The following is a 24997-nucleotide window of genomic DNA, read 5'->3' on the forward strand; positions in this document are numbered from 1 at the left end:
ATCATCCAGCCCCCGGAGCGCCCACCCCCGGAACCGCCCCCGGACCCACCCACCCTCCCGAAAGCCCCCCACCCCACCCAAGCCCCGCGCAGCGGACCCCCTCACCGCGGCACCACCACCACCCCCACCCCGAAATACCGCCGATCCCCACACCCCCGCACCCCCACCGGACACCCCCCAGCCGCCGCCACCGCCACCGCGTCCGCCAACTGCCCCGACCCGAACCCCGGGTGCAGCGCCGCCGCGACCGCCACCGCCCCCGTCACGTGCGCCGCAGCCATCGAGGTCCCCGCCAGCGCCGCGTACTGCCCGCCCGGCCAGTCGGAGACGATCGCCCCCTGCGGCCCGCCGTCCGGGTCCCCTCCGGGGGCGGCCAGCGAGACCCTGCCGCGCCCGTAGTTGGTGTACGAGGAAGGCCGACCGTCCCGGTTGACGGCCGTGACGGTGAGGACACCCGGCAGCTCGCCGGGAAGGCGAATGCACTCGGTGCCCAGGTGACGACTGAGCGCAGGCCCGGAGACCCGGTCGTTGGGGCTGCGCTCGTCGGTCCGGGCCGCGCCGAGGTCCTGCCCGTCGTTGCCGGCGGAGGCGACCACCACCGCCCCCTTGCGCTGGGCGTACGCGACGGCCCGGCCGACGGCGGCGATCAGCGCGGCCTGGTCCCGGTCCTCGGGGCAGTTGTACTTCCACGGGTCGGCGAAGTAGCTGTCGTTGACGGCCTTGGCCCCGTGGTCGGCCGCCCAGAGCATCCCGCAGACGATGTTCTCCGCGTAGTACTGCCCGAGCGGCCCGAGCAGCCGGACAGCGGCGATCCGCACCCCGGGGGCGACCCCGGTGACGCCCTGCCCGTCGTGGGCCGCGCCGATGATCCCGGCGACGTGGGTGCCGTGTCCGCTCTCCGGGACCCCGGGATCGGGCCGCCAGACGCCGGTGCGGGAGTCGGGGCGTCCGTCGGCGCAGGAGGCCGAGGCCTTGGGGTCGACGGCGGCCCGCAGGTCCGGGTGGGTGTCGTCGACGCCCGAGTCCAGCACGGCAACGAGCACCTTGCGCATCGCCTCGGCACTCGGCGCACTCCCGGCGACGTCCCCGGTCCCCCCGGGTCCCGCCTGCACCATGCTCAGGTTCCACGCCCCGCCCTCCCCCGGGTCCGGAACCGTCAAGCTCCCACCGTCCCGCCCCTCCGACGCCCGAACACCCCACCCCACCCCCGCAGAGCCCCGGCCCACCGCATCCCCACCAACACCCCGACCCACAACACCCCCGCCCACAACACCCCCGCCCACCGCATCCCCACCCCCAGAGCCCCCCGCCGCGAAGTCCCCCGCCCCGTCCACTGCTCGCGGCGGCCCAACGACCGGCGCCGTCCGGGTCGCCCCGACCGCCGCGATCCCGGGCCGGGCCCGCACCCGGTCCGCGAAGCCGCCGGTCGCGTACGCCAGCACCGCCCCGATCTGCGGGTACTCCTGCACCACCTGCCCACCCGCCGCCCGGCTCTCCGCCCCGGCCAGCGCGGCACCCGCGGCGTCGTCCTGCCCGGCCAGCACCAGATAGCTGAGATAGGCCCGCCCGGGTCCGGACACGTACGGCACGGCACCGCCGAGCACCAGAGCCGTGAGCAGCATCGCGAGCAGCACCCGGGCGGGCCCGCAGACCCTGCGCCGTCGGGCCCGCCGGTACACGGACCCGGACCGGTGCGCCTGCGCCATCCCACGCCCTCCGCTCATCAAGTCCACTCAGGCCACGAATTGATCACCTGCCCGATTTCTCACCATATGAGCCGATCATCATTCCTGCCCCCGCAGCTACACCGTCGTGCCGCACACTCCCACCCCCCACCCCCACCCCACTTGTCACCCCCACCCGGCACCATGGGGACATGGCGCCCCCGCACCCGACCCCACCCGCCGAGCCCGCCGAGCCCGGCACCCCCGGCACCCCCGCCGCCCCCGGCGGCGCCCCCCTGGCCGGCTTCGCCCCCGCCACCCGGGCCTGGTTCACCGGCGCCTTCTCCGCCCCCACCACCGCCCAGTCCGAGGCCTGGCGCGCCATCCAGCAGGAGACCGACGTCCTGGTGGTCGCCCCCACCGGCTCCGGCAAGACCCTCGCCGCCTTCCTCGCCGCCCTCGACCGGCTGAGCAGCACCCCGCCCCCCGCCGACCCCAAGCGCCGCTGCCGGGTCCTCTACGTCTCCCCGCTCAAGGCCCTCGCGGTGGACGTCGAACGAAACCTCCGCGCCCCGCTCACCGGCCTGCGCCAGGCCGCCGTCCGGCTGGGCCTGCCCGAGCCCGAGGTCCAGGTCGCGATCCGCTCCGGCGACACCCCGGCCGCCGACCGCCGCCGCTTCGCCACCCACCCGCCGGACATCCTGATCACCACCCCCGAGTCGCTGTTCCTGCTGCTCACCTCCGCCGCCCGGGAGGCCCTGCGCGGGGTGGACACGGTGATCCTGGACGAGGTGCACGCGGTCGCCGGCACCAAACGCGGCGCCCACCTGGCGCTCACCCTGGAGCGCCTGGACGAGCTGCTGGACCGCCCGGCCCGCCGGATCGGCCTGTCCGCCACGGTCCGCCCGGTCGAGGAGGTGGCCCGCTTCCTGAGCCCCCAGCGCGGCGCCGTCGTCGTCCAGCCGCCCTCCACCAAGCAGTTCGACCTCTCGGTGGTCGTCCCCGTCCCCGACCTGGACGACCTGCCCGCCGCCCCCGCCACCGGCGGCGCCGCCGGCTCCGACCCGCAGCGCCAGGCCTCGATCTGGCCGCACGTGGAGGAGCGGATCGTCGACCTGGTCGAGGCCCACCGCTCGACCATCGTGTTCGCCAACTCCCGCCGCCTGGCCGAGCGCCTGTGCAACCGGCTGAACGAGATCGCCTACGAGCGCGCCACCGGCACCGCCGCCCCGGAGGCGCACGCCCCGGCCGAGTTGATGGGCGGCTCGGGCGCCGCCCGGGGCGTGCCCCCGGTCATCGCCCGGGCCCACCACGGTTCGGTGTCCAAGGAGCAACGCTCCCTCGTCGAGGAGGAGTTGAAGGCCGGTCGGCTGCCCGCCGTGGTCGCCACCTCCAGCCTGGAGCTGGGCATCGACATGGGCGCCGTGGAACTCGTCGTCCAGGTCGAGTCGCCGCCCTCGGTCGCCTCCGGCCTGCAGCGGGTCGGCCGGGCCGGTCACCAGGTCGGGGCCGTCTCCACCGGCGTCTTCTTCCCCAAGTACCGCGGCGACCTCGTCCAGTCCGCCGTGGTCACCGAGCGGATGAGGGAGGGCCGGATCGAGGCCCTGCGCATCCCCCGCAACCCCCTGGACGTGCTCGCCCAGCAACTCGTCGCGATGACGGCCCTGGACACCTGGCCGGTGGACGAGCTGCTCACCGTGGTCCGCCGCGCCGCGCCCTTCGCCACCCTCCCGCAGTCCGCCTTCGACGCCGTGCTCGACATGCTGGCCGGCCGCTACCCCTCGGACGCCTTCGCCGAGTTGCGCCCCCGCCTGGTCTGGGACCGGGTGGCCGGCACGGTCACCGGCCGCCCCGGCGCCCAGCGCCTGGCCGTCACCTCCGGCGGCACCATCCCCGACCGCGGCCTGTTCGGCGTCTTCATCGCCGGCTCAACCGCGTCCGATTCGACGACGGCCAAGAAGAAGGGCGGCGGCCGGGTCGGAGAACTCGACGAGGAGATGGTCTACGAGTCCCGCGTCGGCGACGTCTTCACCCTCGGCACCACCTCGTGGCGGATCGAGGAGATCACCCACGACAAGGTGCTGGTCACCCCCGCCCCCGGCGTCCCCGGCCGGCTCCCGTTCTGGAAGGGCGACACCCTCGGCCGTCCGCTCGAACTCGGCCGCGCCCTCGGCGCGTTCACCCGCGAGCTGGGCGCCCTCCCGCCCGAGGCCGCCACCGAGCGCCTCAAGCGGGCCGGCCTGGACGACTGGGCGGCCGCCAACCTGCTGGACTACCTGGCCGAGCAGCGGAAGGCCTGCGGCCACCTCCCGGACGACCGCACCATCGTGGTCGAGCGCTTCCGGGACGAGCTCGGCGACTGGCGGATCGTCATCCACTCCCCCTTCGGCGCCCAGGTGCACGCCCCCTGGGCGCTCGCCCTCGGCGCCCGGCTGCGCGAGAAGCACGGCCTGGACCCGCAGGTCATGCACGCCGACGACGGCATCGTGCTCCGCCTGCCCGACGCCGACCTCCTCTCCCCCGACTTCGACTTCGGCAGCCCGCCGGGGAACGCGGGTTCCGACCAGGCCCCGATCGGCGACGACGAGGCCCCGGTCGGCGCCGACGCCGCCCTGTTCGAGGCCGACGAGATCGAGCAGCTGGTCACCGACCAGGTCGGCGGCTCCGCGCTGTTCGCCTCCCGCTTCCGGGAGTGCGCCGGCCGCGCCCTGCTGCTCCCCCGCCGCAACCCCGGCCGCCGCACCCCGCTCTGGCAGCAGCGCCAGCGCGCCGCCCAACTGCTCGAGGTCGCCTCCGAGTACGGCTCGTTCCCGATCGTCCTGGAGGCCGTCCGGGAGTGCCTCCAGGACGTCTTCGACGTCCCCGGCCTGGTCGAGCTGATGGGGGACCTCGAATCCCGGGCCGTCCGCCTGGTCGAGGTCACCACCCCCGAGCCCTCGCCCTTCGCCCGCTCACTGCTGTTCGGCTACGTCGCCCAGTTCCTCTACGAGGGCGACTCCCCGCTCGCCGAACGCCGGGCCGCCGCCCTCTCCCTGGACTCCCGGCTGCTGTCGGAGCTCCTCGGCCAGGCCGAGCTGAGCGAGCTGCTCGACCCTCAGGTGCTGGCCGAGCTGGAGGCCGAGCTCCAACGCCTCACCCCCGAGCGCCGGATCAGGGACGCCGAGGGCGTCGCCGACGCGCTGCGCCTGCTCGGCCCGCTCACCGAGGCCGAGTTGACCGCGCGCGGCGCCGAGCCGCTGCTGGCCCTGGAACTGGAGGCCGCCCGCCGGGTGATCCAGGTCCGGATCGCGGGCGAGCAGCGCTGGGCAGCGATCGAGGACGCCGGACGGCTGCGCGACGCGCTGGGCACCCCGCTGCCGGTCGGCGTCCCCGAGGCTTTCACCGAGCCGGTCAAGGACCCGCTGGGCGACCTGCTGGCCCGGCACGCCCGCACCCACGGCCCGTTCACCGCCGCCGAGGCGGCCGCCCGCTACGGCCTCGGCACCGCCGTCGTCACCGGCACCCTGCACCGGCTCACCGCCGCCAGCCGCCTGGTCCAGGGCGCCTTCCGGCCCGCCGACCGCCAGATCTTCCCCGAGTGGCACACCGCCACCGCCGAGTGGTGCGACGCCGAGGTGCTGCGCCGACTGCGCCGCCGTTCGCTGGCCGCGCTGCGCCAGGAGGTGGAGCCGGTCCCGCCGCGCGCCCTGGCCGGCTTCCTCCCGCAGTGGCAGCACCTAGCCGGCCACCGGCTGCGCGGCCCGGACGGCCTGCTCCGGGTGGTCGAACAGCTCCAGGGCACCGCCCTGCCCGCCTCCGCCCTGGAGAAGCTGATCCTCCCGGCCCGCCTCGCCGACTACTCCCCCGGCCTGCTGGACGAGCTGATGGCGGCCGGCGAGATCGGCTGGTGCGGCGCCGGCGCGCTGCCCGGCAAGGACGGCTGGCTCAGCCTGCACCTGGCCGAGAACGCCCACCTGCTGCGCCCCGAGCCCGTCCCGCCCGCGCTCACCCCGCTGCACAGCGCCCTGATGCAGGCCCTGGCGGGCGGCTACGGCCTGTTCTTCCGCCAGCTCGTCCAGCAGCTCCCGGAGGAGACCCCGGAGCCCGAGGTGGTGACAGCCCTCTGGGACCTGGTCTGGGCCGGCTACGTCAGCAACGACACCCTGGCCCCGCTGCGCGCCCTGCTCGGCTCCGGCCGGACGGCGGGCGCCACCGCCCACCGCGCCCCCCGGGCGACCCCGCGAGGCCGCTACGGCGGCGCGGGCCGCGCCTTCGGCCGGGCGGCGGCCGGCGGGGCGCTGCGCAGCGGCCCGCCGACGGTGGCCGGGCGCTGGTCGCTGCTGCCCGCCTTCGCCGCCGATCCGACGGTGCTGGCCACCGCCCGGGCGCAGAGCCTGCTGGACCGGCACGGTCTGCTGACCCGCGGCACGGTGGCGGCCGAACGGGTGCCCGGCGGCTTCGCCGGGGTGTACCGGGTGCTCGCCGCGATGGAGGAGCGCGGCCGGGCCCGCCGGGGCTACTTCGTCGAGGGCCTGGGCGGCGCCCAGTTCGCCATGGAGGGCGCGGCCGACCGGCTGCGCTCGGTCAACGGCCGGCTGGAGCGGGCCGGTGCCGCCGAGTGGCCGGCCGCCCCGGCCGCCGAGCCCCCTCAGCTGCTGGTGCTGGCCGCCGCCGATCCGGCGAACGCCTACGGCGCCGCGCTGCCCTGGCCCGAGCCGCCCGCCGCCGCGGGGGCCACGGAGGCGAAGGCGCACCGCCCGGGCCGCAAGGCGGGCGCCCTGGTGGTGCTGGTGGACGGTGAGCTCGCGCTGTACGTGGAGCGGGGCGGCAAGTCCCTGCTGGCCTGGCCGGAGGACGGCGCGACCCTGGCGTCGGCCGCCGGGGCGCTCGCGGGCGCGGTCCGCGCGGGCGCGCTCGGCAGCGTCACGGTCGAACGCGCCAACGGCGAGCCCGCCCTCGGCTCCGAGCTGGGCCGCGCCCTGGAGGAGGCCGGCTTCCACGCCACGCCCCGCGGCCTCCGCCTGCGCCCGTAGCGCGCTGAATCCCCGAAAACGCCTGGAGGCCGCGGAGTCAACGACCCCGCGGCCTCCGGCCACGTCGATTCACCCGATCGGCGGGGGCTGCGCCTCCGCCCGGCCCACGGCCTCCCCGGGCCCGTGCGGGCGCCGGGCCGGTCCGGTCGCGTTCCGGTCGGCATGGACCGGGATGAGACCGAGCCCCCAGCCACCGGCCGCCAGCAGGCCGAGCACCGCCCCGTCGGCGAGCTGTCCCCGGACGGCCACCAGCCACCAGCCGAGCCCGCCCGCGAGCGCCACCAGGACCCATCGGGCCGGCCAGGGCACCAGGCGCCGCAGCCGTATTCGGGCCACCGCGCACACCGTCGCGAGTCTCCGCACGACCGCCCTCCTCCGCTCGCCCCGGGATTCCTCGGGCCCGTCGTGGGACGGGCACCCGGGAGGTGCGAGGCCGGGTTCAGGCGGCGACCACGTCCATCGCGGCGGCCTTGGGCGACATGTTCGCCCGGTCGGCGCCGGGGGCGGGCAGCGGTACCGGTTCGAGTACCGGCCTCAGCAGATCACCTTCGGAGAGGGTGGCCATCGCCGCAAGTTCGGCGAGCGACAGTTCGTCGCTGACCTCGCGCATGACCTCGGACATCCGGACGTCGAGTGCGTCGCAGATGGCGGAGAGCAGCTCCGAGGAGGCCTCCTTCTGTCCCCGCTCGACCTCGGAGAGGTATCCGAGCGAAACCCTGGCGGCCGCCGACACCTCGCGGAGTGTGCGGCCCTGGCGCTGGCGCTGCCGACGCAGTACATCGCCCAGTAGGCGACGGAGCAGGATCATCGGTGCCTCCCTCCTCGGACTGCGGATCGAGATGTCACGACCCCACCGTACCGCCTTGCCCGCTTCGCGTGCGGGGACCCTGGTCGTGTTCACTCTGGGCTGCAAGGCCGTCCCCCTCCTCGTTCCGGTGTCCTACCCGGGTCCGCGGGCCCCTCGTGGTACCCGACTCGGCCCGCCCGGCCACCGTCACGCAACTCGTTCGCCACCTGGTTTCTGCCCAACCAGGCCGTTGGATGTAACACGATCCTCCAGCTGTGTCATACCCGCGCGCCAGTTCGGCAGATCTCGGTTCGGTGGAGATCCGTCCGCGGGCTCCGTCATCGAGGTCGACGAGGTCATCGAGGTCAACGAGCGAGCCGGCCGACGAGCAGCTCCAGCGCGGCGGTCACCGCTTCGTGACGGATTGTGGCACGAGGGCCCGACAGCAGGGGCGAACTGACCAGAGTTCCCCCCGGGCCGGCGACCGCCAGGTGTACCGTGCCCACCGGCTGCCCGTCCTGCGGCTCCGGACCGGCCACACCGGTCGTCGCGAGCCCGTACGTGGCCCCCAGCAACCGGCGCACGCCCTCGGCCATCTGTCGGGCCACCACCGGGTGCACCGGACCGTACACGTCCAACAGGCCCTCGTCCACACCGAGTACGGAGGCCTTGAGCTCGGTCGCGTACGCGGTGACCGACCCGCGGAAGGTCGCGGACGCCCCGGGGACGTCCACCAGCGCGGCGGCCAGCAGCCCGCCGGTCAGCGATTCGGCGACGGCCAGCGTGCCGCCCTCGGCCCGCAGCGCGGCGTGCGCGCGTTCGGCCAGCCCGTACAGCTCGTCGTCCGTCACCGAGGTCCCCCTGTCCGCTACCGGTCCGCGCGCTCCGCGGCCGTGCCCTCGCGGCGCAGGCGCAGCGCCTGGCCGATGTAGTCCAGCGCGGTGCCGACGGTCAGCAGCACCGCCAGCGCCATCAGGACCGCCCGGCCGGTGGCCAGCCAGCCGGTCAGCGGCAGCACGTACATGCCGACCGCGGTGCCCTGGGTGAGCGTCTTGAGCTTGCCGCCGCGGCTGGCCGGGATGACGCCGTAGCGGATCACCCAGAAGCGCATCAGCGTGATGCCGAGCTCGCGGGCCAGGATCACCACGGTGACCCACCAGGGCAGGTCGCCGAGCACCGAGAGGCCGATCAGCGCCGAGCCCATGATCGCCTTGTCGGCGATCGGGTCGGCGATCTTGCCGAAGTCGGTGACCAGGCCCTTGCGGCGGGCGATCTCGCCGTCGAACAGGTCGGTGATCATCGCGATCGCGAACGACGCCCAGGCGACCGCGCGCCACTTGGGGTTGTGCCCGTCGTCGGCGAACAGCAGGGCCACGAAGACCGGGACCAGGAGCACCCGGACCATGGTGAGCACGTTGGCGATGTTCCAGACGCCGGGCGCCGGCGGCACGGCGGCCGCCGGTCTCCCCGGGTGGGCCGCGGCCGGGGCCCCGGGCCCCTTGGTCATTCCCCGGCTCCCGGAGCCTCGGCCCCCGAAGTCGCGGGCTGTCGCACCTGTTCCAGCGCCTCGGCGATCAGGTCGACGCCCTCGCTGGCCACCACGGTGGCCCGCCAGAACTGTCCGACCCGCGGGTCCTCGACGCCGTGCAGGGTGGTCAGGCCGTCCGTCTCCGGGGCCTGGTGGGCGGAGCGGCCCTCGACCACGCCGTCCTCGATCGACTCGATCAGCACCTCGACCTCGGTGCCGATCCGCTGCTCGGCCCGCTGGGCGGTCATCTCCTCGGCGAGCCGGCTCAGCCGGGCCAGCCGGTCGGCGACGACGTCCTCGGGCAGCTTGCCGTCGTAGGTCGCCGCCTCGGTGCCGTCCTCGTCGGAGTAGCCGAAGACGCCGATCGCGTCCAGCCCGGCGTGGGTGACGAAGCGCTCCAGCTCGGCGAAGTCCTCCTCGGTCTCACCGGGGAAGCCGACGATGAAGTTGGACCGGGCGCCGGCCTGCGGGGCCTTGCCCCGGATCGTCCCGAGCAGCTCCAGGAACTGGTCGGTGGAGCCGAAGCGGCGCATCCGGCGCAGCACGGCGGGCGCCGAGTGCTGGAAGGACAGGTCGAAGTAGGGCAGCACGTCGGCGGTGCCGGTCATCGCGTCGATCAGGCCGGGGCGCATCTCGGCCGGCTGCAGGTAGGAGACCCGCACCCGCTCGACGCCCTCGATCGCGGAGATCTCGCCGAGCAGCGTCTCCAGCAGCCGGATGTCGCCGAGGTCCTTGCCGTACGAGGTGTTGTTCTCGCTGACCAGGACGATCTCGCGGACGCCCTGCCCGGCCAGCCACTGGGCCTCGTGCAGCACGTCGGAGGGGCGGCGGGAGATGAAGGAGCCGCGGAAGGCGGGGATGGCGCAGAAGGAGCAGCGCCGGTCGCAGCCGGAGGCGAGCTTGACCGAGGCCACCGGGCTGTCGTCCAGCCGCTTGCGCAGGGTGCGCGGGCCGGAGGCCGGGGCGAGGCCGTCGGGCAGGTCGGTGATCGGCTCGGCGGCGGCCTCGGCGCCGTGGCCGGGCAGCGCGACGGCCTCGGCGGCGGACTGCCGCTCGGCCGGGCTGATCGGCAGCAGCTTGCGGCGGTCGCGCGGGATGTGCGGGGCGTGGTGGCCGCCGGAGAGGATGGTCTGCAGGCGGTCGGAGATGTCGGAGTAGTCGTCGAAGCCGAGCACCCCGTCGGCCTCGGGCAGCGCGTCGGCGAGCTCCTTGCCGTACCGCTCGGCCATGCAGCCGACCGCGACGACGGCCTGGGTGCGGCCGTGCCCCTTGAGGTCGTTGGCCTCCAGCAGGGCGTCGACGGAGTCCTTCTTGGCGGCCTCGACGAAGCCACAGGTGTTGACGACGGCGACATCGGCCTCGGCGGCATCGTCGACGAGCAACCAGCCGTCGGCTTCCAGTCGCCCGGCGAGTTCCTCGGAGTCCACCTCGTTGCGGGCGCATCCGAGCGTGACAAGGGCGACAGTGCGGCGTTCAGGCATAGGCCCAAGATTAACGCGCGGCCTCCGGTGCCGTTCGCCCCGGAGGCCGCGTGCCACGGATCAGCTGATCATCGACGGCCCTCGACGGGCCGTGTGGTCAGCCCGCCTGCGGGTCTCCGGGGGTGTACGTGACGTGCACCACCTGGCCGTCCTTGCCGAGGACGCCGAGGTCCTTGCCGTTGACGTACGCGTGCACGGCCCCGCCGTTGCCGAGCACCAGGCGGATCTGCTTGGGGTCGGTGAAGGTCTGGTCCTGGCCGTCGCTGATGTTGTTCTGGAACAGCGACTTGCCGTTGCCGTCCATCGCCGAGACCCAGCTGGTGCCCTCGGCGACCAGCTTCACGGTGACCTTGTCGGCCGGGACGGCGGCGATCGCCGCGGCGCTCGGCGCGGGCGCCGGCGGCTGGACGGTCGGCGTGACCGGGGCGACCGAGCCGGTGCCGGAGCCGCTGGGCAGCGGCGCGCTGGCGGAGCCGGTGGTGCCGTGGCCGCTCTTGCCGCTGACCAGGTTGAAGCCGATCAGCGCGACCACCGCGACGATCGCGGCGACCATGGCGGCCGCCCAGTTCGGCCGGGAGCGGCCGGGCACCTTGATCGGGCCGTTGTCGATCAGCTGGGTGGCGGGGCGCTTGGAGGCCGGCGAGCCGCCGTGCGCGGCGTCGTAGCGGGCCACCAGCGCCTCGCCGTCCGCGCCGACCGCCTGGGCGACCGCACGGATGTGCCCGCGGGCGTAGAAGTCGCCGCCGCAGCGGTCGAAGTCGTCCTCCTCGATGGCATGGACGATCGGCACCCGCACCCGGGTGGCGGTACTCACCTGGTCCACCGTGAGTCCCGCGTCGATCCGGGCGGCGGACAGCACCCGGCCGATGCTCGGGGCATCGGCCGCCTGCACCGCGTCGTCGGTCGGCTCGACGGACGACGGGGTGTTCTCGCGGTCGGAGGACTTGCCGATGGTCACGGGGCACGCCTTTCGAGCGGATGGCCACCTGCTGGGGAACAGTCTAGGGGCGCGGGCGGATCGTTTCTCAAGCGGAGCGGGCCGAATGCGCGTGCCCGCCCCGGCCGGGGGCCGGACCTCAGCTGAACGGTCGTCAACGGAGGCACCCGGACGGACCCGGGAAGCGCTTTCCGGCCAAGTGACGCCGCATACGGACACCCGGTTCCCCGTACCGCGCCCATCATCCTCCGAACGAGTGAACCCGCTCGGAGCGCACAGCCCGTCAGCCCTACGGGGCAGGCCCCCGCAGCCCTGCCGGTCCCCTCGGCCCCGCAGGGCCCCCTCAGCCCCGCAGGGTGATCAGTACGCCGTCCAGCTCGTCCGGCTTCACCAGCACGTCCCGGGCCTTGGAGCCCTCGCTCGGGCCGACGATCCCGCGCGACTCCATCAGGTCCATCAGCCGGCCCGCCTTGGCGAAGCCGACCCGGAGCTTGCGCTGGAGCATCGAGGTGGAGCCGAACTGGGTGGAGACCACCAGCTCGGCCGCCTGGATCAGCAGGTCCAGGTCGTCGCCGATCTCCTCGTCGATCTCCTTCTTGGGCCCGCCCCCGACCGTCACGTCGTCCCGGTAGACGGCGGACAGCTGGTCCTTGCAGTGCTGCACCACCCTGGCGATCTCCGCCTCGGTGACGAACGCGCCCTGCATGCGGATCGGCTTGCTCGCGCCCATCGGCAGGAACAGCGCGTCGCCCTTGCCGATCAGCTTCTCCGCGCCGGGCTGGTCCAGGATGACCCGGGAGTCGGCCATCGCGGAGGTCGCGAAGGCCAGCCGGGACGGCACGTTGGCCTTGATCAGGCCGGTGACCACGTCCACCGAGGGCCGCTGGGTGGCGAGCACCAGGTGGATGCCGGCCGCACGGGCCAGCTGGGTGATCCGGACCACCGAGTCCTCGACGTCGCGCGGCGCGACCATCATCAGGTCGGCCAGCTCGTCGACGATCACCAGCAGGTACGGGTACGGCCGCAGCTCCCGCTCGCTGCCCAGCGGCGGGGTGACCTTGCCGGCCTTCACCGCCGCGTTGAAGTCGTCCACGTGCCGGAAGCCGAAGGCCGCGAGGTCGTCGTAGCGCAGGTCCATCTCGCGCACCACCCACTGGAGGGCCTCGGCGGCCTTCTTCGGGTTGGTGATGATCGGCGTGATCAGGTGCGGGATGCCCTCGTACGCGGTCAGCTCGACCCGCTTGGGGTCGACCAGCACCATCCGCACCTCGTCCGGGGTGGCCCGGGCGAGGATCGAGGTGATCAGGCAGTTGATGCAGGAGGACTTGCCCGCGCCGGTCGCACCGGCCACCAGGATGTGCGGCATCTTGGCGAGGTTGGCCATCACGGTGTGGCCCTCGACGTCCTTGCCCATGCCGACGACCATCGGGTGGGTGTCCTCGGCGGCCGTGCGCGAGCGCAGCAGGTCGCCGAGGTTGACCATCTCGCGGTCCCGGTTGGGGATCTCGATGCCGACCGCGGACTTGCCCGGGATCGGGCTGATGATCCGCACGTCCGGGCTGGCCACCGCGTAGGCGATGTTCTTGCCGAGCGCGGTGATCCGCTCCACCTTGACGGCCGGGCCGAGCTCGACCTCGTAGCGGGTGACCGTCGGGCCGCGGGTGAAGCCGGTGACCTTGGCGTCCACCTTGAACTCGGCGAAGGTGCTGGTGAGCTGGGCCACCACCTCGTCGTTGAGGGCGCTGCGGGCCTTGGCCGGGCCGCCACGCTCCAGCAGGTCGAGCGAGGGCAGCGCGTAGGTGACCCCCTCGCCGAGCTGCAGCTGCTCCATCCGCACCGGCGCCGGGCCGTGCTCGGCGGGCGCGCCCGGGCCGCCGCTGCGGGCGGCCGGGACGGCGGGCTCCTCCGGCGCCGCGGTGAGGTCCTTGACCTGGTGCATCATGTCCGCCACCGCCGAGGAGGCGGGCACCCCGTAGACCAGGGCGCCGTCCAGGTCGGCGGCCGCGCCGGCGGCGAGGTCGCGGGTGGCGTACGGGTCCAGCGGCTCCTTGTCGAGCGAGACCCGGACGGCCTCCGGCTGCTCCTCGTCGTCCTCGGCGGTCTGCTTGCGCCGGCGCCGGCGCCGACGGGCGGCCACCTCGTCGAGGGGGCCCTCACCGTCGGTGTCGACGGTGTACGGCAGCGCGTCGGGGTCGGCGTCCTCCGGCGGATCGGTGGACAGCTCGTGCTCCGGCGTGCGCCCCCAGCGCGGCTCGTCCTCGGGCCCGGGCTCGACCACGCCGAGCCTTATCCCCAGCCCGCGCACCCGCTCGCCGATCCGGTTGACCGGGGTGGCGGTGACCACCAGCAGGCCGAAGAAGGCCAGCAGCAGGAGCAGCGGCACGGCCAGCACCGCGCCGGCGGCGGCCATCATCGGGGTGGAGGCGGCCCAGCCGATGATCCCGCCGGCCGCCCTTATCCGGGAGGCGCCGCTGCCCATCGTGGGCGCGCCGCAGCCGATGTGGACCAGGCCGAGGATGCCGACCAGCAGGGTGCTCAGCCCGATCACGATCCGGCCGTTGGCCTCCGGCAGCTCCGGGTGGCGCCAGAGCCGGATGGCGATCCCGGCCAGCAGGAACGGCACCAGCACGTCGAGCCGCCCGAACAGTCCGGACACCACGGCGGTGGCCGCCCCGTTCAGCCAGCCCTCCGAGCTGAACCAGGTGCCGCCCGCGACCACCAGCGCGAGCCCGAACAGCAGCAGGCCGACGCCGTCCTTGCGGTGGTCCGGGTGGAGGTTCTTGGCGCCGTCGCCGAAGCCGCGGAAGATCGCGGCGATCGGGCTGGCGAGGGCGTTGAGGGCGCCCATCACGAGCCCCCGGCGCGGCGGGGGCGGCGGGGCCGACTTGGCGGCCGTCTTCTTCGCGGGGGCCCGGCGGGCGGCCGCCTTCTTGGCGGGCGGCTTGCCCGGGGCCTTGGCCGCGGCCTTCTTGGACGGTCCCGGACTCGGTTTGCGTGCGGCGTTTCCGGGCGTACGAGTGGCCATGGGTCAGCAGCCTACCGGGGCGGGCGACCGGTGCCCACGCGGCCGAGCCCGGGGCCGGGACGTGTCGCAGACACACCGTCACGCTGACCGGGTTTCACCCGGCCGCAGCAGCGAACCACCCGGACGGATGAACGTCCGACCGCCCGTCCGGGCGGTTCTACGCGGTGCCGGGGCGCATCGCGTCCAGGGCCCGGCGCAGTCCGGCGAGCTTGCGCTCCAGGTGCGCCGCGGTGGCGGCCACCCCGGCGTCCTCGGCCCCGTCCAGCTGCTTGCCCAGCGCCTCCGCCTGCTCCTCGACCGCCGCCAGCCGCGCGGACAGCTCGCCCAGCAGCGCCCCGCCGAGGGCCGGCTCGCCGCCGCCCGCCTCCAGTTGCAGCCGCAGCAGCGCGGCCTGCTCCTTCAGCTGGCAGTTCTTGACGTACAGGTCGACGAAGACCGAGACCTTGGCGCGCAGCACCCACGGGTCGAAGGGCTTGGAGATGTAGTCCACCGCACCGGCCGCGTAGCCGCGGAAGGTGTGGTGGGGCCCGTGGTTGATCGCGGTCAGGAAGATGATCGGGATGTCCCGGGTGCGCTCGCGGCGCTTGATGTGGGCGGCCGTCTCGAAGCCGTCCATCCCGGGCATCTGGACGTCCAGCAGGATCACCGCGAAGTCGTCCGTCAGCAGGGCCTTGAGCGCCTCCTCGCCGGAGGCGGCCCGCACCAGCGTCTGGTCCAGGGCGGAGAGGATCGCCTCCAGCGCCAGCAGGTTCTCCGGCCGGTCGTCGACCAGGAGGATCTTCGCCTTCTGCATCGGGGCTCGCCCTCCTGTCGCCTGCCTGCCGCCCGGTGTAGGCACTCGCGTACTGCCCACCGCTACCCCGGTCATGCTAGCCGCACCCCCTCGCCCGGCACATCGCTCCGTCGTGACCCGATCCGGAGCGGCGCGCAGCCAGTGCTCCGGCGCACGCTCAGCAGCGTGTCGCCGTCCGGTCACTGTTCGCAACGATCGGTGACCCTACCGGGTTCCCGGGCCTCCCCGCCAGCAAACCGGCCCGCCGGCGGGCGCGAACCCCGGAGCCCGCCCCGGGGTTCGCGCCAGGCGACGGACTCACGCGCGGTCGCCGTTCAGCCACTCGGACATCACCGACAGCAGGTGGTCGGTCTCCACCGGCTTGGTGATGTGGTCGGTGGCGCCCGCCTCCAGGGACTTCTCGCGGTCGCCCTTCATCGCCTTGGCGGTCAGCGCGATGATCGGCAGACCGGCGAACTGGGGCATCCGGCGGATCGCCTCGGTGGTCGCGTAGCCGTCCATCTCCGGCATCATGATGTCCATCAGGACCAGCGCCACGTTCTCGTGCTGCTCCAGCATCTCGATGCCCTCGCGGCCGTTCTCCGCGTACAGGACGGTCAGCCCGTGCTGCTCCAGCACGCTGGTCAGGGCGAACACGTTGCGCACGTCGTCGTCCACGATCAGCACCTGCTGGCCGTCGAAGCGGGCGGCGACGCGGGCCGGCCGGGGCTGCTGCGCCGGCTCCACCGCCCGGGGCGCGGCGGCGCTCTCCAGGGCGGCGCTGCGTCGGCGCTCCACCGCGCCGCGGCGGCGCTCCTCGGCCATCTCCCGGACCTCCTGGGCCCAGTGCTCGGCCGGGCTCTCGCCGACCGGCACCGGCAGGCCCACCGGGGTCACCCCGACCGAGGCGCGCAGTGCGGGCGGGTTCGCGGTGCCCGGGCGGTCCAGGGGCCGCTCGGCGGCGGCGTCCGGGGCGTCGGTGCGCAGCGGCAGGTAGAGCGTGAAGGTCGAGCCCTTGCCGAGCTCGCTCTCGGCGTGGATCTCGCCGCCGAGCAGCCGGGCGATCTCGCGGCTGATCGACAGCCCGAGGCCGGTGCCGGCGTACTTGCGGCTGATGGTGCCGTCGGCCTGCTTGAACGCCTCGAAGATCTCCCGCAGCTTGTTGCCGGGGATGCCGATGCCGGTGTCGGAGACCGAGAAGGCGATCAGCGCGTCGTCCGGGCCCTGGATCGAGCCGAACTCCAGCAGCCGCTCGCGCACGTGCTGGGGGACGTCCCGGCCGGCCGCGCTGATCGAGAAGTCGACGCCGCCGGTGTCGGTGAACTTGACGGCGTTGGAGATCAGGTTGCGCAGCACCTGCTGGAGCCGCTGCTCGTCGGTGTGCAGGGTGACCGGCAGGGCGGGCGAGACCCGGACCGCGAAGTCCAGGTTCTTGTCCAGGGCGACCGGCTGGAAGGTGGCCTCGACGTAGTCGACCAGCTGGACCAGGGCGATCCGGGCCGGGCGGACGTCCATCTTCCCGGCCTCGACCTTGGACAGGTCGAGGATGTCGTTGATCAGCTGGAGCAGGTCGGAGCCGGCGCCGTGGATGGTGTCGGCGAACTCGACCTGCTTGGGCGAGAGGTTGCCCTCGTTGTTGTCGGAGAGCAGCTTGGCCAGGATCAGCAGCGAGTTGAGCGGGGTGCGCAGCTCGTGCGACATGTTGGCGAGGAACTCGCTCTTGTACCGGGAGGCCAGGGCGAGCTGCTCGGCGCGCTCCTCCAGGACCTGCCGGGCCTCCTCGATCTCGCTGTTCTTGATCTCGATGTCCCGGTTCTGCTGGGCGAGTTGCTCGGCCTTCTCCTGCAACTCCTCGTTGGTGCGCTCCAGTTCCTCCTGGCGCGCCTCCAACTCGGCCGAGCGCATCGAGAGTTCAGCGGTGAGCCGCTGGGACTCCAGCAGCAGGCCCTCAGTCTTGGTGTTGACGCTGATGGTGTTGACGGTGACGCCGATCAGGTCGGCGATCTGGTTGAGGAAGTCCAGCGCGACGGTGGTGAAGGAGCTGAACGTGGCCAGCTCGATCACGCCCAGCAGTCGGCCCTCGAACTGCACCGGCAGCACCACGATGTGGGCCGGCGAGGCCTCGCCGAGGCCGGAGGCGATCTTGAGGTACCCGGGCGGCGCCTCCTTGACGATGATCGCCCGCTTCTCCGTAGCGGCCTGGCCGATCAACGACTCGCCCGGCCGGAAGGTGGTCGGCATCGCCCGGCGCTGGTAGCCGTAGCTGCCGATCAGGCGCAGCACGGTGTCGTTCTCGTCGTCGTCCTCGGTGATCAGCTCGGCGGTCCGGCCGGCCGGCTGGGCCAGGAAGAAGGCGCCGTGCTGGGCGGAGACCACCGGGGTCAGCTCGGTCATGATCAGCGAGGCGACGGCCTCCAGGTCCCGGCGGCCCTGGAGCAGACCGGAGATCCGGGCCAGGTTGGTCTTGAGCCAGTCCTGCTCCTGGTTGGTGCGGGTGGTCTCGCGCAAGTTGGCGATCATCTGGTTGATGTTGTCCTTGAGCTCGTCGAGCTCCCCGGCGGCGTCCACGTCGATCCGCAGGCTCAGGTCGCCCCTGGTCACCGCGGTGGCGACCTGGGCGATCGCGCGCACCTGCCGGGTCAGGTTGTTGGCCAGCTCGTTCACCGACTCGGTGAGGTCCTGCCAGGTGCCGTCCACCCCGGGCACCCGGGCCTGGCCGCCGAGCCGCCCGTCGGTACCCACCTCGCGGGCGACCCGGGTGACCTCGTCGGCGAAGGCGGAGAGCTGGTCGACCATGGTGTTGATGTTGGTCTTGAGCTGGAGGATCTCGCCGCGCGCGTCGACGTCGATCTTCTGCGAGAGGTCGCCGCGGGCGACCGCCGTGATCACCAGCGCGATGTTGCGGACCTGGCCGGTGAGGTTGTTGGCCATCTGGTTGACGTTGTCGGTCAGATCCTTCCAGATGCCGGCCACGCCCGGCACGCTGGCCTGGCCGCCCAGGGTGCCGTCGGTACCCACCTCGCGGGCGACCCGGGTGACCTCGACCGCGAACGCGGACAGCTGGTCGACCATCGTGTTCAGGGTCCCGGCGAGCGTCGCGATCTCGCCCTGGGCGTCGATGGTGATCTTCTTGGAGAGGTCGCCGCGGGCCACCGCGGAGGCGACCTCGGCGATGTTGCGGACCTGTCCGGTCAGGTTCGACGCCATGAAGTTGACGTTGTCGGTCAGGTCCTTCCAGATGCCCGACACCCCGCGCACCCGCGCCTGACCGCCCAGGATGCCCTCGGTGCCGACCTCGCGGGCGACCCGGGTGACCTCGTCGGCGAAGGCGGAGAGCTGGTCCACCATGGTGTTGACGGTGGTCACCAGCTCCAGGATCTCGCCCCGGGCGTCGACGGTGATCTTCTTCGACACGTCGCCGCGCGCCACCGCCGTGGTCACCTCGGCGATGTTGCGGACCTGGCTGGTCAGGTTGTTGGCCATCAGGTTGACGCTGTTGGTCAGGTCCTTCCACGTCCCGGACACCCCGGGCACGCTCGCCTGACCGCCGAGGATGCCCTCGGTGCCGACGTCCCGGGCCACGCGGGTGACCTCGTCGGCGAAGGCGGAGAGCTGGTCGACCATCGTGTTGATGGTGTTCTTCAGCTCCAGGATCTCCCCGCGCGCGTCCACCTGGATCTTCTGCGACAGGTCGCCCTTGGCGACCGCGGTCGTCACCTGGGCGATGTTGCGCACCTGATCGGTGAGGTTGTTCGCCATGAAGTTGACGTTGTCGGTCAGGTCCCGCCACACCCCGGCCGCCCAGGGCACCTGCGCCTGCCCGCCGAGCCGCCCCTCGGTGCCCACCTGACGGGCCACCCGGGTCACCTGCTCGGCGAAGCCGGAGAGCTGGTCCACCATCGTGTTGATGGTGTTCTTCAGCTCCAGCATCTCGCCGCGCGCGTCCACCTCGATCTTCTGCGACAGGTCCCCGCGCGCCACCGCCGTGGTCACCTGGGCGATGTTGCGGACCTGGCCGGTCAGGTTGTCGGCCATGAAGTTCACCGAGTCGGTCAGTTCGCGCCAGACCCCGGCCACGCCCGGCACCTGCGCCTGACCGCCCAGCCGGCCCTCGGTGCCGACGTCCCGGGCCACCGTGGTGACCTGGGCGGCGAAGCCGTTCAGCTGGTCCACCATCGTGTTGACGGTGTTCTTCAGCTCCAGCATCTCGCCGGCCACGTCGACGGTCACCTTGCGGGACAGGTCGCCCTTGGCCACCGCCGTGGTCACCTGGGCGATGTTGCGCACCTGCGCGGTCAGCCGCCCGGCCATGGTGTTGACCGAGTCCGCCAGGTCCTTCCAACTGCCCGACACGCTACGGACCTTGGCCTGCCCGCCGAGCTTGCCCTCGGTGCCCACCTCGCGGGCCACCCGGGTCACCTCGTCGGTGAACTCGGAGAGCTGGTCCACCAGTCCGTTGACGGTCCGGCCGATCTTGAGGTACTCGCCGCGCAACGGGTGGCTCACCCCGTTGCTGTGCAGCGAACGCAGCTCCATCTTCTGGTCCAGGTCGCCCTCGGCGATCGAGCTGAGCACCCGGCCCACCTCGGCCATCGGACGGGCCAGGTCGTCGATCAGCGCGTTGCAGTTGTCGACCGCCGCCATCCAGGCGCCCTCGCCCGCACCGGTCTCCAGCCGCTCGTTCAGCCGGCCCTCACGGCCCACCGCCCGCCGCACCCGGGCCAGTTCACCGGTCAGGTGCTGGTTGCGCTCGGCGACCTCGTTGAACACCGCGGCGATCTCCGCCAGCGGCCCGTCGCCCGGCACCGTCAACCGGCGGCGGAAGTTGCCGTCCCGCATCGCGGTCAGCGCTGCCAGCACCTTGCGCAGCTCGGCGGGCTCCGCGCTGCGGCTGTGGCCCGCTCGCCGGCCGGCCGCGCTCCGCGGCGCGGTCCCGGACCGCCCACCGCGCGGAGCGGGCGGCGTCGTACCGGTGGCGTCCTTGGTGGCGTCCTTGGTGGCCGAACTCAACGGGCCCCTCCCACATCGTGTGAACTGTCCGGTGACCGCCGCGCCGGAACGGCACGCCCCGGGCACCGACTCCGGCTGGGCTTCGCACCGGCCGGACCCCACGGCCCACCGGCACCCACACGACCGTACTGCTCCCACCGGCCGTCGCGGACCCCCCAGTCTGGCAGCACTGCCGCCGGGTATACGGCCGGTTGCGCTCGGTTGTCCCCGCACCGTCCGAAACAGGTGGGCAGAATCACCCTCTGGTGCCTGTTTCACGGCCCCGCCCCCACGGGGAACCAAGCGGAAAGTAGGGTGGAGCGCTGCACCGGGCCACGACCCGACCCACCGCCGCCGCCCACCCGGCGGCGCGCACGGGGAGGTCGGCGCCGAACCCCGGACAGTCAGGGCAAGAGCAGCAGAGGAGAAGTGGCAACGTGGTCACCGCGCGCGCAGCCGCCACCTTCGATCCCGACGGCCGGTCCGCGGCGGCCGCCCGGGGCTTCGTCCGGGACGCGCTGCTCGGCTGGGGCCTGCCCGAGGTCGTCGACGACGCCGTCGTCCTGGTCAGCGAGCTGGTCACCAACGCCGTCGTGCACGCCGGCACCGCCGCCGAGGTCTGCTGCCTGCGCGAGGAGGAGACCGTCCGGATCGAGGTCACCGACCACCACCCCGAGCGCGGCCTGCCCTCGCTCGGCGACGGCCCCCGCTACGCCGACCCCGACGGGGAGGGCGGCCGCGGCCTGCTGATGTGCTCCGCCCTCGCCGAACGCTGGGGCGTCGAGTACGGCGCCGGGCAGAAGACCGTCTGGTTCCGGCTCGCCCTGCCCGCGCACGTGGCCGGCACCCGCTACGCCGTCCCCGCCACCCCCGGCAGCGACCTGCCGAGCAGCCCCGGACCGGTGCACGTCGCCGTCGTCCAACTCGACGAGGACGGCCGGGTCCTGGCCTGGAACCCGGACGCCGAAGCCCTCTTCCGGTACCCCGCCGCCACCGTCCTCGGCCGCCCCTGGGCCGACCTCGCGCTCTGGCCGCAGTCCCCCGGCCGCGGCCTCGGCCTCACCGACACCCTCCGGCTGGCCCGCTGGGAGGGCGGCTACGGCGTACGGCGGGCCGACGGCGAGGAGGTCGAGGTCTACGGCGTCCAGGTGCGCGTGCGCGACACCGAGGGCGTCGCCTCCACCCTCTGTCTGCTCGTCCTCGAACCCGACCGCGCCGTCCTGCGCTCCCCCGCCCGCACCCTACCCGGCGAGCGCCCCGACCCGACCGGCCCCCGGCTCGACCTGCTGGCCGGCCCGGTCGCCACCGACGACCTCGAAACCCTGCTCCAGCGCGCCGTCGAACGCGCCCGCGACCTGCTCGACGCCGACGCCGCCTACCTGCTGCTCACCACCGACGACGAGGCCGAGTTCGAGGTCCGCGCCGCCACCGGCCTGACCACCGGGCACCGCCGGCACACCCGCTTCCCGGTCGAGACCGGCACCCGCTACGACTCCGCCCGGCTGCCCTCCGTCCACGAGGACCTCGCCGCCCGCCCCACCGGCCTGCCCCTGCTCGCCGGCAGCGGCATGCGCTCCCTGGTCACCGTCCCGCTCAAGGTCGAGGGCCGACTGATCGGCTCGCTCGGCATCGCCACCGCCGCACCCGGCCGCTACGACAACGAGGACGCGCTGCGCCTGCAGTTCGCCGCCGACCGGGTCGCCCTGGCGGTCGAGAGCACCCGGCTGACCGAGCTGGAACGGCTGCGCCGCGGCTCGCTCTCCTTCCTCGTCGAGGCCTCCGACCTGCTGGCCGGCACCCTCGAACACGAGCAGACCCTGGCGTTGATGGCCCAGATGGCCGTCCCCACCCTCGCCTCCTGGTGCGCCGTCTACACCAACGGCGACCACAGCTCCTCGGCCGGCCTCGCCTTCGTCCTGCACGAGGACGAGGACCGGATCGACCCGCTGCGCGACCTCCTCGACAAGACCCCCTTCCCCGAGACCGGCCCCACCCACGGCGTCCGCTTCTGGACCGCGCCCGGCGACACCGCGTCGGCCCGCGGCCTCACCGACAGCCCCGAACTCGCCGGCCTGCTCGGCGAGACCGTCGTCCTGCCGCTGACCGCCCGCAACCGCGTCATCGGCCTGCTCGCCCTCGGCGTCCCGGCCGGCGTGCGGTTCCGCCAGGAGATCCTCGAACTCGCCGAGGACCTCTCCCGCCGGGCCGCCCTGGCCCTCGACAACTCCCGCCTCTACTCCGAGCGCACCGCCACCAGCCAGGCCCTGCAGCGCAGCCTGCTCCCGCCGGACCTGCCGGAGATCCCCGGCGTCGAGGTGGACGTCTACTACCAGGCCGCGGGCGAGGGCAACGAGGTCGGCGGCGACTTCTACGACCTGTTCACCATCCGCGAGGGCACCTACGGCTTCGCCATCGGCGACGTCTGCGGCACCGGCCCCGAGGCCGCCTCCGTCACCGGCCTGGCCCGGCACTCGCTGCGGCTGCTCGCCCGCGAGGGCCTGGACGCCCCGCAGGTGCTGCGCCGGCTCAACGCGGCCATCCTGGACGAGGGTTCGCGCAGCCGCTTCCTCACCCTGCTCTACGGCGAACTGACGCCCCGCCCGGACGGCAGCACCGAGCTCTCCCTGGTCTGCGCCGGCCACCCGCTGCCGCTGCGCCTGCGCACCGACGGCCAGGTCGACCGGGCCGCCACCCCGCAGCCGCTGCTCGGCGTCATGGACGACCTCGAACTCACCGCCGAGCGCCTGGTGCTGGCCCCCGGCGAGGTCCTGCTCTGCGTCACCGACGGCGTCACCGAACGCCGCGAGGGCCGGCGGATGCTGGGCGACGACGGCCTCGCCGAGGTGCTCACCGGCTGCACCGGCCTGACCGCCGGCGCGGTCGCCATGCGGGTGCAGCGCGCGGTCGAGCGCTTCGCCCCCGAGCCGCCGTCCGACGACATGGCGATCCTGACGCTCCGGGTGCCGACCCAGCGTCAAGCGTGAGCGTTCCACAGCTGACGCCGTCACAAATTGTTATCTTCACAAGGGTACAAGCGAGCAGGGCCGGGTAAACCGATCTCGCCGGGGAATCCCCCGGCGGGGACGTGACCAGCGGCTCTCCGCTGGCCCATCACTTCCGACCGCAGCCCGCGCACGCTCCCAGTCGTGCGGACCCCGGCGCGGTCGCGCGCATCCACTCATCGGAACGACACCAAGCGTTACTGCGCCCTGCGCGCGCCCAGAGTGAAAGGAGCCTCCGGTGAGCAACGACGCTACCGGGGCAACGAACGCCCGCTCCACCGGAGCCGACGCGGGTAACCTCGGCTACCTCGCCCTCGGCCTGACACTGCTCGCCTACGGTCTGCTCTCCACCGGGATCCTGCACGGCACCGGCGTCGGGGACGCGGCCCACCTCGCCCACCTGCTCGGCGGCGTCACCCTCTTCATCGCGGGCCTCTGGCAGCTCCGCGGCGGCGAGGGCTTCACCGGGACCGCCTTCACCAGCCTCGGCGCCTTCTGGGCGACCTGGTCGGTGGCGGGCGGCGCGAGCAAGAACGCCGCCGGCCTGTTCCTGCTGCTGTGGGCCCTGCTCGCCCTCAGCCTCACCGCCGCCAGTTGGGGCGCGGGCCTGTTCAGCCGTGCCGTCTACGGCCTGTTCACGGTCTCCCTCGTGCTCAGTGCCATCGCGGTCCTCGGTGGCTACAGCGGTCTCGGCAAGGCCGCCGGCTGGGTCGCGGCCGTCTCCGGGCTCATCGCCTGGTACTGGGCCACCTCCGCCCTGAGCAACGGCTCCTGGGGGAAGGTCGCCCTGCCGGTCAAGTGACCTGCTTCGGCCGCTCCCCGGCACCCGTGCGGGGTCGGGTCTCCGTCTCGACGGAGGCCCGGCCCCGTCGCCGTGCCGCCGCAGCAGCAGTCGCCGCCAGGACGGCGTAGGCGAACAGCAGGATCGTGACGGCGACGATGCCGTCCGCCCAGAAGTGGTTGGCCGTCACGACGACCACCGCGACCGTCAGCACCGGGTGCAGCACCACCAGCCAGCGGAACGGACTCGGCGACACCCGCACCACCGCGACCGCCGCCAGCACGGACCAGGCGACGTGCACCGACGGCATCGCCGACAACTGGTCCGCCACCACCACCCCGCCGACCGCGCCGCCGTACACCGACTGCCCGTACTGCGCGGCCACGTCCACGAAGCCGCTCTCCGGCAGCATCCGCGGCGGCGCCACCGGGATGAACTGCACCAGCAGACAGACCGCGGTGGTGATCACCACCGTGTTGCGCACCCACGCGTAGCGCTCCCGGTGCCGCAGGAAGACCCAGAACAGCACCCCGAGCATGACGGCGAAGTGCATCACCGCGTAGTAGTAGTTCGCCAGCCGCACCAGCACCGGGTACGGCGTGACCGCCGCCTGCCAGGACGCCTCGTCCGGCAACCCGACCGCCTGCTCGGTCCGGTGGATCCAGCCCGCCCGGTCCAGCGCGTGGTCGGCGCTCATCACCGACAGGTGCCCCACCAGCTGCCACAGCGCGAACAGCGCCAGCAGGGTGCCGGCCTCCCGCAGCAGCGCCGACACCCCCGGCTTCCGGACCCTGGCAGCGGCGTACGCGCCTCCGTAGAGGACGACGGCGGTGCCCCCGGCGGTCTGCCAGGTCAGGGTCAGGTTCTGCATTGGCAGAGGGTAACGCAAAAAGACCCCCTCCCGAATGGGAGGGGGTCTTTTTGGAATGATTGTTCGGCGGCGTCCTACTCTCCCACAGGGTCCCCCCTGCAGTACCATCGGCGCTGTGAGGCTTAGCTTCCGGGTTCGGAATGTAACC

At 73.6% G+C, this 24997-nt stretch carries 14 protein-coding genes and 1 rRNA gene; 3 read left to right on the plus strand and 12 right to left on the minus strand.

Annotation, left to right across the window (positions count from 1 at the left end; translation table 11 throughout):
- Positions 1-101: 101 nt before the first annotated feature.
- The gene (locus tag ACFVXG_RS45165) at positions 102-1115 is read right to left on the minus strand and encodes a S8 family serine peptidase (RefSeq protein WP_387936351.1); all 1014 of its coding nucleotides are present in this window, start codon (positions 1113-1115) and stop codon (positions 102-104) included.
- 761 nt (positions 1116-1876) lie between these two features.
- Between ACFVXG_RS45165 and ACFVXG_RS45170 the strand changes: the two genes are divergently transcribed.
- Positions 1877-6676 carry a DEAD/DEAH box helicase gene (locus ACFVXG_RS45170; protein WP_387936352.1) on the plus strand — a complete coding sequence of 1600 codons (4800 nt, stop codon included), beginning with the start codon at positions 1877-1879 and terminating at the stop codon, positions 6674-6676.
- A gap of 69 nt (positions 6677-6745) precedes the next feature.
- Here ACFVXG_RS45170 and ACFVXG_RS45175 read toward each other — a convergent pair whose 3' ends face one another.
- The 9 genes from ACFVXG_RS45175 to ACFVXG_RS45215 all read right to left on the minus strand — a co-directional run bounded on the left by ACFVXG_RS45175 (position 6746) and on the right by ACFVXG_RS45215 (position 20075).
- Complete coding sequence (locus ACFVXG_RS45175; protein WP_387936353.1) at positions 6746-7039, minus strand: hypothetical protein; 294 nt, start codon at positions 7037-7039, stop codon at positions 6746-6748.
- Between the two features lie 76 nt (positions 7040-7115).
- Positions 7116-7484 (minus strand): helix-turn-helix domain-containing protein, encoded by a 369-nt coding sequence (locus tag ACFVXG_RS45180; RefSeq protein ID WP_030290911.1) that lies wholly within the window; start codon positions 7482-7484, stop codon positions 7116-7118.
- A 344-nt stretch (positions 7485-7828) separates the two neighbouring features.
- The gene (locus ACFVXG_RS45185) at positions 7829-8314 is read right to left on the minus strand and encodes a CinA family protein (protein WP_387936354.1); all 486 of its coding nucleotides are present in this window, start codon (positions 8312-8314) and stop codon (positions 7829-7831) included.
- A 17-nt stretch (positions 8315-8331) separates the two neighbouring features.
- Positions 8332-8970, minus strand: a complete 639-nt coding sequence (gene pgsA / locus ACFVXG_RS45190; protein WP_350510146.1) for a CDP-diacylglycerol--glycerol-3-phosphate 3-phosphatidyltransferase — start codon at positions 8968-8970, stop codon at positions 8332-8334.
- Positions 8967-10472, minus strand: coding sequence for a 30S ribosomal protein S12 methylthiotransferase RimO (gene rimO / locus ACFVXG_RS45195; RefSeq protein WP_387936355.1), 1506 nt, complete (start codon positions 10470-10472; stop codon positions 8967-8969). The genes pgsA and rimO overlap by 4 nt, the downstream gene beginning before the upstream one ends.
- 97 nt (positions 10473-10569) lie before the next feature.
- Complete coding sequence (locus ACFVXG_RS45200; protein WP_387936356.1) at positions 10570-11430, minus strand: helix-turn-helix domain-containing protein; 861 nt, start codon at positions 11428-11430, stop codon at positions 10570-10572.
- Positions 11431-11752: 322 nt separating this feature from the next.
- Entirely contained in the window at positions 11753-14434 is a 2682-nt protein-coding gene (locus ACFVXG_RS45205) for a DNA translocase FtsK (RefSeq protein WP_387936357.1), read from the minus strand.
- A gap of 157 nt (positions 14435-14591) precedes the next feature.
- Positions 14592-15227: a response regulator gene (locus tag ACFVXG_RS45210; protein ID WP_387936358.1), complete on the minus strand. Its 636-nt coding sequence runs from the start codon at positions 15225-15227 to the stop codon at positions 14592-14594.
- A gap of 297 nt (positions 15228-15524) precedes the next feature.
- Positions 15525-20075 carry a HAMP domain-containing protein gene (locus tag ACFVXG_RS45215; protein WP_387936362.1) on the minus strand — a complete coding sequence of 1517 codons (4551 nt, stop codon included), beginning with the start codon at positions 20073-20075 and terminating at the stop codon, positions 15525-15527.
- Positions 20076-20632: 557 nt separating this feature from the next.
- Between ACFVXG_RS45215 and ACFVXG_RS45220 the strand changes: the two genes are divergently transcribed.
- The gene (locus ACFVXG_RS45220; RefSeq protein WP_387936359.1) at positions 20633-23179 is read left to right on the plus strand and encodes a SpoIIE family protein phosphatase; all 2547 of its coding nucleotides are present in this window, start codon (positions 20633-20635) and stop codon (positions 23177-23179) included.
- Between the two features lie 256 nt (positions 23180-23435).
- Positions 23436-23999, plus strand: coding sequence for a GPR1/FUN34/YaaH family transporter (locus ACFVXG_RS45225; protein ID WP_387936360.1), 564 nt, complete (start codon positions 23436-23438; stop codon positions 23997-23999).
- Here ACFVXG_RS45225 and ACFVXG_RS45230 read toward each other — a convergent pair.
- The gene (locus ACFVXG_RS45230) at positions 23992-24849 is read right to left on the minus strand and encodes a phosphatase PAP2 family protein (protein WP_387936361.1); all 858 of its coding nucleotides are present in this window, start codon (positions 24847-24849) and stop codon (positions 23992-23994) included. The two genes, ACFVXG_RS45225 and ACFVXG_RS45230, sit on opposite strands and share 8 nt — an antisense overlap.
- Positions 24850-24910: 61 nt before the next feature.
- Positions 24911-24997 (minus strand): 5S ribosomal RNA (gene rrf / locus ACFVXG_RS45235); the annotation flags it as partial.

It is taken from the genome of Kitasatospora sp. NPDC058162, assembly GCF_042884005.1.
GTDB lineage: Bacteria > Actinomycetota > Actinomycetes > Streptomycetales > Streptomycetaceae > Kitasatospora.

Coding starts and splice junctions, on each gene's coding strand:
- ACFVXG_RS45210 (WP_387936358.1), bottom strand. CDS start 15,227: ATGCAGAAGGCGAAGATCCTCCTGGTCGACGACCGGCCGGAGAACCTG.
- ACFVXG_RS45180 (WP_030290911.1), bottom strand. CDS start 7,484: ATGATCCTGCTCCGTCGCCTACTGGGCGATGTACTGCGTCGGCAGCGC.
- pgsA (WP_350510146.1), bottom strand. CDS start 8,970: ATGACCAAGGGGCCCGGGGCCCCGGCCGCGGCCCACCCGGGGAGACCG.
- ACFVXG_RS45170 (WP_387936352.1), top strand. CDS start 1,877: ATGGCGCCCCCGCACCCGACCCCACCCGCCGAGCCCGCCGAGCCCGGC.
- ACFVXG_RS45165 (WP_387936351.1), bottom strand. CDS start 1,115: ATGGTGCAGGCGGGACCCGGGGGGACCGGGGACGTCGCCGGGAGTGCG.
- ACFVXG_RS45230 (WP_387936361.1), bottom strand. CDS start 24,849: ATGCAGAACCTGACCCTGACCTGGCAGACCGCCGGGGGCACCGCCGTC.
- ACFVXG_RS45205 (WP_387936357.1), bottom strand. CDS start 14,434: ATGGCCACTCGTACGCCCGGAAACGCCGCACGCAAACCGAGTCCGGGA.
- rimO (WP_387936355.1), bottom strand. CDS start 10,472: ATGCCTGAACGCCGCACTGTCGCCCTTGTCACGCTCGGATGCGCCCGC.